Genomic DNA, 12,043 nt, shown 5'->3' with positions numbered 1-12,043 from the left:
TTTATTCTCCGTGGTATAGATTTTATTAACTAAATTATGAATATATGATTTAAAAGGTACTTACAATGAAAATAGAGAATCCATCCTTGCAAAAAGGGATAGAGCTCACTGAGGAGCTTTGCGATATACAAGCTGACTACATAGCTCGTTTAGTAGAGCTATTTTCTATCATTGAAGAAGAAGGTCCTACCCGTGAGTTTGAAATGACGTCTCGCGGATTGACTGAAGAAGACATTAGCATTCTTCGTGCGATACCAGCCAGTTGCTTACGTGATCTTCCTATCGCTTTTGAAATTGATACAGGTCCGTTGAAAAAGCTAAACAAATTCATTATTGAGAACGGATTGTCTTATGATTCTCTTCCAGACGAGATGTCAGTAATAACTGAATCGTTACAAGCAGATAGAACTAATACACTGGCCAAAACCAAACGACTTTAAAACAGCCCTTCGGGGCTTTTTTTGTTTTTGGGCTTGCGTTAAATAAAAGTACAGCATAATCAACCTCGACATTTCTAATTATTCAAACGGAGTTTTAAAATGGCAAATGAGCAACTACTGCTATCAGTACCAACTGAGAATGCGTCAGAAAAGATCGAGGTCTCAATCATTTTTAACGACGGTTCAACCCAATCTTGGGCCGGAGAAAAAATAGAAAAAGGTTACCACCTGCACGTAAATGCAGTATACGAAGAAGCAGATAAGAAATGCATACGCCCGTTTACCGGCTTGCGACGATTTATATCTCCGTCTGATAACTGTGTTCAGGAGGAAATTTCTTCTCTTGATATCAATGCTTCAATTATTTCAAACTTGGCTTTCTCTGTAGCTCGTGCTAGCGACCTGATAATAACAAAGGAAGGAGCTCGTTTGATGCGTAGCTATTCAGCTTCCAATCAAGCTATTAAGACAGCGCTGGGCACTACCAACACAATTCATTGAATTCATATAACTACTAATTTTTAAAGGGCCAAAACAAGGCCTTTTATCAACACCATTTGTTCTGCCCTTAAATACACTTTAAGACACAACAGGAAGCACCTTACTGCTTTTTTTAACTAAAATCTATGATGGTTTAAGTATATCGATGACACAAAGTTTTTTGAGAAAATACCGGTCATTAGTGAATCTTGCCTTCACGCGGGCTGACACGCTTAATATTCACGAAATTTCTGCCTCTACAGACTTAACTATGTCAGATATAGAGGAGTATGTGTCTAACGAAACATTTGAAGAAGTCGTGTGATTATTTTAAGGCATTGATGACATTTAAACGAGCTGAGATGACCCACTCCGCACTCGATAAGCCTATAGCAGGCTTAGTATCCACGCAGTAATTCTCTAGTATGCTTATGGCCTTACAAGTCATGGGCATACCCTCTACTTTAATGGCGTAGCTAATAGCGTTCCGAGTCCACCAGCGACATTGCTAGAAACAAGAAAAAGCATCCTGCACCCCTTGCCATATATGGTTTAGAGAGAAAATAAACCTATCGAAAAAAAACCCTTGAGTTTGATAGGAATGGCATCTCTTAAACCTGCTTTAACGTGACCTAATTACACCTTATCATTTTATCCATTAACACTACCCTTATTTGTAAGGCTATTTTGTTACTAAATAACTAACTTATCAGGTAACTCCTATTACACAAATACAATTCTTTAAGCGAGGTAAATCATGGAACAACTTATTAAATTCCTAGAACACGAAACTGAGAAAGCTGATAAGCGTTATCAATTGATGTGCAGAGACATTGAATCAGGTTTAGAAAACGTAGGCGGGGTAGATGCAATGGCTCGACGAGTTGTTGAAGCACAGCGTGAAAAGACTCTGTATAATTTCTTCTATATAATTCGCGCACGATACGAAGCTGATGTTGCGCAGGATGACATGCCTGAATTCATTACATACTGCTTAGAACTTATACAAGATGAATTCTCTGAACGAGTAAAGGTTCCTGCGTTAACAGAAGCACGTCAAATGCTTTTAAAAGAATTAACTCCAATATTGGCGGGAGCATAGTATGTATTACTGTAATCACTGTCTATCATGCTCAATTAACAAAAAATGTGAATATTGTTCTTGCACTTGTAAAGAGTTAACTGAAGCCAAAACAGCTCAGATTGTTCGTGATGGACGTATCTTTAGTGATTTCATTCACTACATCGAAGTGCCTAATCTCGGCAAATGTGAACTGATAGCAATTCATAAAGAAGATGAATCGACCAAGGAACAATACATTGGCTATCAAGACAGTACTTTGATTTCTTTAAAGCCATTAGATGGTTCAAAACTAGTTAAACGCATGATCGACAATGATAGCGTTTGGGAATTAAAAGCTGTTTAACAAACATTTCTTGAATATAGCCCCTTCTCCTACTGGGGCTTCATAAATCAATATCAGCGAGGTAATGAAAACGGCGGGAAATAGAAAACACGGCTTCATGCGCGGTAGTGCAGCAGGGCGCAACGGTGTAGGTATACCCAAAGGTTTTTACTGTGATGCTTGTGAAAAGGAACATAGCGCTAGTGTGGAGCGAACAGCATTAAAGCATTTTGTTGGTTCAGACGTTTTGGTCTGCGACAGAAAATACTTTCAGATGAAAGACGCTGACTTTAAATCTCAATCTAACAAAGCTAAAGCTATAGCAAAGCTCAAGCGCCTTCAGTCAAAAATAGCGCTGGCCGATAGCAAAGGCTTGAAGTCTCGTATTGATTTCTTAGCCACTGTATTTACTCACCAGTTAAAAACGGAGCTAAATTCTTACCAGTTATATGATGAACACAACATCGGAGAGCGTGATTACGATACATGCTTTGATATGCATGATGGTGATTTAGTGGTGCATGGCTTAATAGTTTTGGCGAAAAAGAATTACTGGTTAAAAGCGAATCTTAAAAAAGAGATTGGTATTACTTGTTACACGCAATGGGTAGGGGTTTATGAGCGTATCGAATCTTCTATTGGCATGGAAAGTCAATCTGAACAGTTAGAGGGTCAGCTAGCATTTAGTATTTAGTTGTCAGCGCAGAGGCTCCTACACCATCTGCGCCTTCAAAGTAAGCGCGAGGTAACGAACTTACCTTGATAAATCAATGATAAGCGTTTAAGGGCTAATTTTCGAGTGGTTTGTTAATGACAAGACACAAAGAAGATTTCAGTTGTCCAAACAAAACTTAATTTAGGATCATCACCAACGTTTGATGGAGAGTTGATGGATATTACTGAGGAACATCAGGTCCGTAACATAAGCCACCAGCGCCCCCATGCAGTCGGTAAATTCCCATTACTATTCAGCGATATGCGATTAAAAGACTGCTTGTAGATAAACCTGTTCCTTGAGCATCGTTACAAGGGGAAGTTTTTTCGACCCTCTAAAGGAGGTCAGCAGAACCTCTTAGGGATTGTAACCGTTAAAACCATCAAAAGCATCGCCAACTCGCTCAAGCTGGTAGACTGCCCTTGCATATCTACTGCGTCAAAAAAATAGTGCAGTCAAATAGTATCCATAAAAATACAATTACGTATTTTGCATCCTTGGTAACAAGCAAGATTTGACCAACGCGGCTAACTGGTATGGCTCGATTGCGACCAACGGCGAGCATACTGACTACGAGATGATGATAGCGTTAGAGGAAGTCGTAAATCACACTATGTTCTTTAAAACCCGTACTACCACAGAAACAGTTGACGGGGAGAAAGTTAAGCGGCGAGAGACGATCAAGGTTTCACTGTCTGATAAGACCGGCGTTCCGGTAGATGAAGTGGCTGTTAGACGTTGGAAAATGATACTCCACGAGCGCAGGGAGCAGCTGCTGGAGCGAAAACGCATAGAAGCGGAAGAAAAGGCAGCTAAAAAAGCGCAGCGAGAGAAGTCTAAAACCGCAGCATTCATCGATACAAAGACAATCGCAATGTTTTAGGTCGCATAGCGGCCTACCATTACAAGCGTGCTCATTAAGCACGGAATATGCTGGTCTTATTGCAATGCTCCCTTTCACAATAAAGGCACAATAGTATTTTTTACGAATATCGGGAGAAAATATTGTGCACGATAGTCAGCATGTTGTTTGTGTTAAGTCGTCTATGGTATACGGCGAAAATAATGCATTTATTGACTATACACTTTCTACCAAAGACATACTCTTATGCGAGCGTGGTGTAGCAGAGCATGACAGCGATTTCTTAAAGGTCGTTCCTACAGCAGTTATCTTGTATGACGGCAAGTTATGGGCTTTCAAGAACACTCTTAAAGGTCAAGTCAGCGCTGCAATTGTCAGTGAATTGGGAATAACTGATTTGATTGTGAAAGACTCCAATATTGACCTAGACGAGTCCTTTGACACCTTCTTTTCTAAGCAGTTGGACTGCAAACTAGAACTTGATTCATATATTGTAAAACAAGACGTACTTCCAAAGTTAATTTGCAGCGATTTCTACCCAGATAATCGGCCATGTCTTCTTCATGCACACGTCTATCACCTCGACGGCCCTCATATACAGTCAGTGCTTAATGATATCGAAGTATTAGGATTTTTATCACCTGAAGAATTACTATCCGACAGTTTTGAAACTGACATGACAACTATGCATATTTGCAGGGCAATTTTAGACAATAAGTTTAACAGGTAGCGTTTCAACCATAGACAGAGCGGCTAAGAAAATGCGTGCTTGCGCCATTAAATAAAGGGTTAGCATACCCCTATTGATTTGAATAAGAGGAAGAGATTTATGGCAACTAAAGGGCTTAACAAAGTACAGATAATTGGCAATTTAGGTGCTGACCCTGATTTGCGTTACATGCCAAATGGAACACCAGTTTGCAACATAAGTGTTGCCACAACTGAAAGTTGGAAAGACAAAGACGGAAACCTTCAAGAGCGCACTGAATGGCACAGAATGGTGTCATATCGTCGCCTCGCTGAAATTATTGGGCAAAACCTTAAAAAAGGCTCACAGGCGTATTTTGAGGGGAAGTTGCAAACTCGTAAATGGCAAGACGAACGGCGTGAAGACCGCTATGTTACTGAAATAGTTATTGAGGAAATGCAGATGCTTGACAGGAAACAAGCCGCTCCCTCTCAGCATGATGAGCCACAGCAGGCACCTGCTCAGTCGCCTCAACCTGCGCCAAATGATTACGACGCTGCTCCACCAAAATCGGACAAGAAAAAAGATGACATTCCGTTCTAGCTAACCGTTCTGAATGTTAGCTTTTTGTTCAATGTTAAAGCGGAACAATTATTACGGGTATGTGATAGAGCATACCCATAGATTTTAACAGGATGATTATAATGTCAATTCAAGTAAAATGTTCGAAACAAAATGTATTCGTTGAAAGAATCGATGAGTTACTGGGTGTATTGAAAAGCTTCGCTGGAACACATTTGACAGTAATAGAGACGCTACCTTCTGGTATTAAGAAACCTCATTACCTAAGTGTTGATGCGAAAGGCACCCCCTCATATACCTATCTCGACAATAAATCATTTGGACCTGATGACTTACAAGTAAAAGGATAAAAAATTTGGATAATCCTCGCTTTAAAAAATACATCTCTTCTCTTGTAGAAAAAGGATGGTCAGCAACGGCCCACAGTGAAGATGTCGTGGATGAGAACTTCGCACAATTTTTTACCTATTACCCGCATAATGACCATCTCGTAATGGCTAGCATGTCCGTTGATAGATTCTATCAACTTCATGCGGATGCTAAATTATCTGTCCCATCGCACCTATTAGAGCGTGACAAGCTTGCTGAGTTAGTTCTCCACACCGCTAGCGCTACACATGGCGCCAAAAAACCAGAAATTGAAGAGCAGTGGGCGATTGCATCAGCGCTATATATGCCTACCACCAGCACTGGAAATACAGTAGTGAAACAATTCTATGGCCGCCCTTTTGCTTTCTTCACGGTCATGTATCCCTCTAATAAAGCAAAAACTGATTTTGGTATTTGACCAGCCTCGGTGGTGCCGCTTGCTCAGATATTGTCAGTAGAAGAGTGCAAGGATTACTTTAACCAGATCATAGCAAGTGATAAACAAAGCGGTAAAAAGCAGCATTTCAAATATCTTAAACGCTAAGTCCTCCATAGACCAACCTCGTTTATCGGCGCAATTAATAAACGTAAGATGAAACCAGTTTTAGATTCGCTAGGCTACGAACAAGCGGTAGTGACGTACTGCTTAACAACTTTTAGAACTTTCTTCCATATACTGTGGTTCCTTATAGCATTCCCCTTGCGTTTTGCAGGCTTATGTCATTCTTTAGGTGTACGTTAAACACCTAAGGAATAACAATGAGTATCCATGATCATATTTCTCGACAAGCAACCAGTAAAAACAACAATATGTTGCGCAATGCCATTTATCAAACAGGCCAAAAGATTGAGCAAGAGACACTTAAAGCAATCCGTGATTTGAAAACAAATCCTACTCACCAAACGCTATTAACACTTGTTGAGAAACGTGGCCAACTTGAGGGATACGTGGAAACACGTAAGTCAGTAGCACCATCAGTCGCTGTCGATGTAGCCCTTGATCAGCAAAGAGGCATTATCAATAAAGCAAAACAGGCCATTGAATCGTTCTTAACCTCGCCTGAGTGAAATTTGCATTTAATGGTGGGTTGAGCATTGTCCATGAGATACATGTTTAACCCCCAATTATTATTCCCTTAACGAACTCGCATCATCGAATTAGATGCGACACTAAATTTACTTTGGAATACTGAGGTTTTTATGAAGTTTACGGTGTATATCCCACGCAAAAATTCAAGACTCGCGGATATTGTTTCCCCAGCCAGTGCGATTGTTAAATCCAGAACTATTTCTGATACCTCAGTTATGGTTTATTACGAAGGTAATGTTTACGGCGCTGAGAACATCAAAACATTTGAAGATAAATGTTCATTAGCGGCAGGACGAGCTAAAGACCACTACCCAACCACAGCACTCACTATTGTCCCGTTAGAAGAAGTGATCGATATTGGAGTGTACGACCTAGAAACCAATGCATTTCACTTAGATGAGAATTTTCACGAACTTTTCAATGAATGGGTTACTTACAACCAACGGCAAGAGGTCGCCTGATGCGCTCTATTCGTCGTTATTTACTTTTTTTATCGATTTCTCTTTTTGTATCGCAATCTTTAGCAGGCAACCCACCTGTTAAGCTGTCTACCAGTGGTATCTGTCACGATGAGACTAGTGCCTTCTATTCAAGAACGAAGAATTATACAGTTTATGAGAATATTGAAGCCTGCTTATCATCTGGTGGGCGTCTTCCTAAAGGGCATGTAAACTATTCGACTAACGCGTCTAGTCCCTCCAGTGGCAAATACAACAGAGATGATTGGAACCATTGGACAGATAAAGACCATGATTGCCAAGATGAAAGAGCCGAGCAACTTATTCGTCAGTCTTCTACTGCGGTTTTATTTGATAAGTCAAACAATTGTACTGTTGATAAAGGCACCTTTTACGACCCATATTCAGATAAGATTTTTATCGATGACGACGACCTTGATATCGACCATAGGGTACCCCTTGGCTATGCTAGTGCAAGGGGTGGAGCAGCTTGGAGCAAGAAGCGCAAGGAACGGTTCGCTAACGACCCTGAAAACCTGATCGCTGTTAATAAGTACCTAAATCGTCAAAAAGGGGCAGCTGGTCCTACTGAGTGGATGCCACCCAACCATAAATACCGCTGTGAATATTTAATACGTTTTGATGGTGTCGTGAAAAAATATGGGTTGCAGTACTTTTCTCGTGAAAAGCGAGTCATTGATAAAATGCTTGCCGTTTGTTCATAGTATGTTTATCCCCTTTCTAAAAGTAATCCTTTTGTGTGCTTCTTTACTTCTCTCTCTGTGCGTAAACGCGCAGAGGGAGCGATGCTCGCGCAACAGTTGCCTTGTCTCAACTCCAGTAAATAATGGTTTTGAGTTAAAAATAAGCTTACTAGTGCAGGCCGAGCATCTATGCGTTCTGCGCCACGAAAATTTCATCTATAAAGAGCGAGTTACCAATGTGTCTACCGTGTACTTACTGAAAAGAAATTATCCTACAACGGGCGTAAGCTGGCGATTTGACCATCTTTAGTTGTCATATCCTTTAAATTCATACTTTTCTGACTTAATTCACGAAGACCTTAGTTTTTGTTTATGAAGCCTTAATGAAGATTGCGTAACATGAAATCGTGGCAACCTATAAGCAATCATTAATTATTTTGTCTCTAAGGTTAACATGGCTTCCACTAAAGAAATGATTGAACGCTTTGAGAAAGAAGCACCTTTGGAGTCTGCACTACCCTACCGTTTTTCGAATGGTTTTCTACTGACTGAAATTACCGGTCATTGCAAATCATGTAAAAAAGAAATCACAGGCCCCCACGTTAGAGGTATTGTTAGTAAGGCGTTTCAAGACGTCTTTAGCTTCGATGGCCACGGGGTATGCACAGATTGCAAAACAATATTTGGTATTCACGGGCGTGTAAAACCTCACAAGGACGCTGCTAGACAAGAATATGTCAAAAACGGCGTCTGGGTTACAGCATTTCCTTTTGAGCATACAAAACCTATCGACAAGCTAAGGGCCGCCCTATTGCGTGTGCTCTCCTTTTTTCGTTTGGTGTAAGGTTTATCTGACCGGGCACTATTTCAATGATAGACACTTTCGGTAGCGATGCTTTCCTTCATGACCGTCAATCGTTCATAGACCGCTGCTGTGGCGCTTGGAACATGCAAATAAACAATTACTACTCATGTCCCACTGAAGCCCATGAAAAGGCCGCTGAAGCGCTTTTCCAACTATACGTTATGTATAGAGAGTTTATGTCGATATGCCCAGCAAACAAGAAAGGGGAATTCAGATTCATGTTTATTGTTCTTTCAAAGGGCAATTTAGATGATGCTTTAGGTAAGTTTGGTAAAGCGAAATAGCCTATTGTTGCCGAGATGGCCGAGGGGCGTCACAGAAAAAATGGCTTTTTAGTCAATGATGAGGGAGAAGTGTGTTCCTCTGACTATCTCAAAGCATAATCTTTAATAATTAAACGATGCTTTGATTTCACTCGTGCGCCCAGGGGGCGCAACAATTCCATAAAGTAGCCTTCTTATTTTTAATTTTTGATTTGTCTATCGAATACTCTATTTATATTGTCTTTACTGGAGATTTCACATGCGACAAATTCCTATACCTTCAGATGCGCAATTTGCGATTAACGAATTGCAAAGGGCTCACGGCCCTAAATGGAAGGAAAAACTCCTTTCTTGTTGGGCTCGCGTTCAGTATCCCGATTTAGAGCCTAGTTCTGCTGATGCATTAAAGCGGCTTTACAAATCGCACGGTACTACGTGGTTGAGTAAACAACGTTAAGCATGTCAGAACTCTACAATTAATTACGTTATCAATGACCGGATTTTTGAACTAGGCAATTTACTAATGGATGAACAACAAATTATTAACGACCCCACTACCTCATTCTGGCTGAGAGAGGCAATACGGAATTGTATTGACCGTGATCCTATCGATGTGCTGAATGACTTGGATATTCTTTACAAAATTACAGAACAAAGGATCGGTGTTGAATAAGATCTATTAGATCTTAAATGAGTTCAGTAATTCAAACTCCCCCCAAAAAAACTTTTATTTTGAAATCTAATACTAAAGGTACCCTTGCACGAAGAGGGTACTTAAAGGTACCCACTTACGGGGAGCATCCCAAACAAAAGTAACTATTTACGGGAAATAAGCTCTTAAAGGTACCCATTCACGGGGGCCACCACCTCAAAAGGTACCCTTCTACGGGAAGGAATTAACATAAAGGTACCCATTTACAGGGGAATTAACCTTTAAAGGAACCCATTCACGGGGGCCACCACCTCAAAAGGTACCCTTCTACGGGGAGATTATTTATTTCAACGACCCTCTTACAGAGGAATAAATCCTTAAAAGGTACCCTTCTACGGGGAAAATATATGAAATAAGGTACCCATCTACGGGGGATAAATGAGACTAGAGTTTCTTTAATTATTTAATTAAGCACACTTTTTCTATGTCTTATTGGAGTTTTGTTGAGTTTTTATAGTGATATTGGCACTTTAAATGCCAAATTTTTTCAATTTGTATAAAGTATGTTCGTTTTTCTAAAAAATTAATTTCTCCCCGTAGCCGGATACCCTCCCCGAAGTTGGGTACCTTTACCCCCGTAGGTGGGTACCTTTGGATTTTAAGCTATTGATAGCGATAAAGTATGGTATTATTTTTCCTTATTATACAATATGTTAAAGCATCATTATTAGAAAAGTGATTAACTTATTTATACGCCCCGTAATAGGGTACCTCTCCCCGTATATGTACACCTTTTCTACCGTAGATGGGTACCATATTCCCCGTGAGTAGGTACCTTATTCCCCGTAGATGGGTACTTTATTCCCCGTAGAAGGATACCTTTTAGGCGTGCAGGCCATTGAATACAAGCTCTGTAGAGGAGCTAAACGATCAAACGATCTTAAACGATCTAAACGATCTAAACACATCGTCGATCTATCTCATGATCTTTTTCTTTTGTTATGTTGCACTTTTATATAAACAATGAAATATTAAGGTGTAAATAAGATTTATACCTTTTGCAGGAATACATATGAAAGGAACTGATAGGTCGCCAGTACTTAGAAAGCATGTAAGTATAATCCATTCTGACACGTCTCGTTCAAAGTGGGGCCTAGTACAAAGAAAAGTAGTTAACTCTTTGCTTCTCAGAGCAAGAGAAACAATAATTGAAGCTATAGGAAGCAGTGATAAAGAAAGACTTGATGAGTATCTTGAAAAAACCAAAGGACAGGAAATCAATTATGAGATCCCCTTACATCGACTTAAGAAAGATATTCATTTTGATAGCAATGATCATTCCCTCATTAAAGAAGCGCTGTTTGGACTTGCTACTTCTGCCATAGAATACAACATTATTAATTCCCGTGGTGTCAAAGAGTGGGCAGTTATGCCGATTCTGAGTTACGGTAAGTTAGTTGATGGCAAAATCTACTTTCGATTCCCTAGTGAGTTGCGTGAAGAACTGCTATACCCTTCTGTGTACGCTAATATTGATTTAGCAATTCAGAACAGTTTTATCTCAACTCAATCTTTAGCACTTTATGAGAACGTCTACCGATTCATCAATGTTGGTGAAACCCCTATTTTTCCAGTCGATACATTGAAACGGCTATTGGGTATTGACACATCCTCCTATGTAGAATTTAAAGCCTTCAACACGAAAGTCATCAAAAAAGCAGTTAAAGAGATTAATCATCAGAGCAATATTGAAATCTTTGAAGTTGAGCTGAAACGGACTGGTAGAAAGGTATCTGGCATTCGTTTTAAAATTAAGCCAAACGCTGCTTATAAGGTTCTTGAGGACACTGATACCACAATTGAAATGTCTGAATATGAATATGCACTTCATGAGCTTGGAATTACTAAAAAACAATCACAGCGTATTTTCGACAGGCTTTCTATTGCAGAACTAGAAGAACGTATTAATGCAATCCAAACAACCTTGAGGCAACGTTCTGATATCGATAATCCAGCAGCTTATGCATGGACCGTATTAAATGCAGAAGAGACGCCTTCTTCTCCACAAACTAGAACAAGCGTAAGCAAACCTCCCACAGAATCGAAACTCATCATAGATGGCAAACTACCTTTCGAAGAAATTGAAAGGCGTGCTAGTGATGAGTTAATGCTTAAACTTAAAGACATGTATGTTTCAACAATGTCTTCTAAACGAACCGCGAAGGACAAAGAATTACATGCTATCGCTGTATCTGGTCAGTGGGATGATGATGCGCTGTACAATTCATTTGCTTCGTATGTTGAGTCCACGATGTACATTCGTAGAGACCTCATGAAACATTTAACAGATTGAGGTAGCTCTTTTAGCTATATATGGCCAGATTGAAACTGGCCATTTTATGCCATTAAGGACTGATTTCGCTTTGCTTATCTAACCAATGCCTCCAGATTTTGAAATTATTATTAATT

General features: G+C 39.9%; 19 protein-coding genes. All 19 read left to right on the top strand.

Features of this window, described 5'->3' with window-relative positions; all coding sequences use genetic code 11:
* Positions 1-65: 65 nt before the first annotated feature.
* Positions 66-440, top strand: a complete 375-nt coding sequence (locus tag ACHUFN_RS11895; RefSeq protein ID WP_394222609.1) for a hypothetical protein — start codon at positions 66-68, stop codon at positions 438-440.
* Between the two features lie 99 nt (positions 441-539).
* Positions 540-941: a hypothetical protein gene (locus tag ACHUFN_RS11890; protein WP_394222607.1), complete on the top strand. Its 402-nt coding sequence runs from the start codon at positions 540-542 to the stop codon at positions 939-941.
* 145 nt (positions 942-1,086) lie between these two features.
* Positions 1,087-1,245 (top strand): hypothetical protein, encoded by a 159-nt coding sequence (locus ACHUFN_RS11885; RefSeq protein WP_394222606.1) that lies wholly within the window; start codon positions 1,087-1,089, stop codon positions 1,243-1,245.
* Between the two features lie 432 nt (positions 1,246-1,677).
* Positions 1,678-2,022, top strand: a complete 345-nt coding sequence (locus ACHUFN_RS11880; protein WP_394222605.1) for a hypothetical protein — start codon at positions 1,678-1,680, stop codon at positions 2,020-2,022.
* 1 nt (position 2,023) lies between these two features.
* Positions 2,024-2,347, top strand: a complete 324-nt coding sequence (locus ACHUFN_RS11875) for a hypothetical protein (RefSeq protein WP_394222604.1) — start codon at positions 2,024-2,026, stop codon at positions 2,345-2,347.
* Between the two features lie 64 nt (positions 2,348-2,411).
* On the top strand, positions 2,412-3,020 hold the full coding sequence (locus ACHUFN_RS11870; protein ID WP_394222603.1) for a hypothetical protein: 609 nt from the start codon (positions 2,412-2,414) through the stop codon (positions 3,018-3,020).
* A gap of 535 nt (positions 3,021-3,555) precedes the next feature.
* A complete protein-coding gene (locus ACHUFN_RS11865) occupies positions 3,556-3,924 on the top strand; it encodes a hypothetical protein (RefSeq protein WP_394222602.1) in 369 nt (122 codons plus the stop codon).
* Positions 3,925-4,048: 124 nt separating this feature from the next.
* Positions 4,049-4,633 (top strand): hypothetical protein, encoded by a 585-nt coding sequence (locus ACHUFN_RS11860; RefSeq protein ID WP_394222601.1) that lies wholly within the window; start codon positions 4,049-4,051, stop codon positions 4,631-4,633.
* A gap of 99 nt (positions 4,634-4,732) precedes the next feature.
* A complete protein-coding gene (locus tag ACHUFN_RS11855) occupies positions 4,733-5,194 on the top strand; it encodes a single-stranded DNA-binding protein (protein ID WP_394222599.1) in 462 nt (153 codons plus the stop codon).
* 101 nt (positions 5,195-5,295) lie between these two features.
* Positions 5,296-5,523: a hypothetical protein gene (locus ACHUFN_RS11850; RefSeq protein WP_394222598.1), complete on the top strand. Its 228-nt coding sequence runs from the start codon at positions 5,296-5,298 to the stop codon at positions 5,521-5,523.
* Positions 5,524-5,528: 5 nt separating this feature from the next.
* The gene (locus tag ACHUFN_RS11845; RefSeq protein ID WP_394222597.1) at positions 5,529-5,960 is read left to right on the top strand and encodes a hypothetical protein; all 432 of its coding nucleotides are present in this window, start codon (positions 5,529-5,531) and stop codon (positions 5,958-5,960) included.
* A gap of 341 nt (positions 5,961-6,301) precedes the next feature.
* Positions 6,302-6,610 carry a hypothetical protein gene (locus ACHUFN_RS11840; RefSeq protein ID WP_394222596.1) on the top strand — a complete coding sequence of 103 codons (309 nt, stop codon included), beginning with the start codon at positions 6,302-6,304 and terminating at the stop codon, positions 6,608-6,610.
* A gap of 132 nt (positions 6,611-6,742) precedes the next feature.
* Positions 6,743-7,093: a hypothetical protein gene (locus tag ACHUFN_RS11835; protein WP_394222595.1), complete on the top strand. Its 351-nt coding sequence runs from the start codon at positions 6,743-6,745 to the stop codon at positions 7,091-7,093.
* Positions 7,057-7,815, top strand: a complete 759-nt coding sequence (locus ACHUFN_RS11830) for a GmrSD restriction endonuclease domain-containing protein (RefSeq protein ID WP_394222594.1) — start codon at positions 7,057-7,059, stop codon at positions 7,813-7,815. The genes ACHUFN_RS11835 and ACHUFN_RS11830 overlap by 37 nt, the downstream gene beginning before the upstream one ends.
* A gap of 433 nt (positions 7,816-8,248) precedes the next feature.
* Positions 8,249-8,638 carry a hypothetical protein gene (locus ACHUFN_RS11825; RefSeq protein ID WP_394222593.1) on the top strand — a complete coding sequence of 130 codons (390 nt, stop codon included), beginning with the start codon at positions 8,249-8,251 and terminating at the stop codon, positions 8,636-8,638.
* Between the two features lie 26 nt (positions 8,639-8,664).
* Entirely contained in the window at positions 8,665-8,943 is a 279-nt protein-coding gene (locus ACHUFN_RS11820; protein ID WP_394222592.1) for a hypothetical protein, read from the top strand.
* Between the two features lie 238 nt (positions 8,944-9,181).
* Positions 9,182-9,379, top strand: a complete 198-nt coding sequence (locus ACHUFN_RS11815) for a hypothetical protein (RefSeq protein WP_394222591.1) — start codon at positions 9,182-9,184, stop codon at positions 9,377-9,379.
* A 66-nt stretch (positions 9,380-9,445) separates the two neighbouring features.
* Positions 9,446-9,595: a hypothetical protein gene (locus tag ACHUFN_RS11810; protein ID WP_394222590.1), complete on the top strand. Its 150-nt coding sequence runs from the start codon at positions 9,446-9,448 to the stop codon at positions 9,593-9,595.
* 1,051 nt (positions 9,596-10,646) lie between these two features.
* Positions 10,647-11,927, top strand: coding sequence for a replication initiation protein (locus ACHUFN_RS11805; protein ID WP_394222589.1), 1,281 nt, complete (start codon positions 10,647-10,649; stop codon positions 11,925-11,927).
* The last annotated feature ends 116 nt before the right edge of the window (positions 11,928-12,043 follow it).

Origin of the sequence: Alteromonas gracilis, from assembly GCF_043642145.1 — a bacterium.
GTDB classification, from domain to species: Bacteria; Pseudomonadota; Gammaproteobacteria; order Enterobacterales; family Alteromonadaceae; genus Alteromonas; species Alteromonas gracilis_B.
The sequence above is the reverse complement of the archived record's forward strand: the minus strand, read 5'-3'. Positions and strand labels throughout refer to the sequence as shown.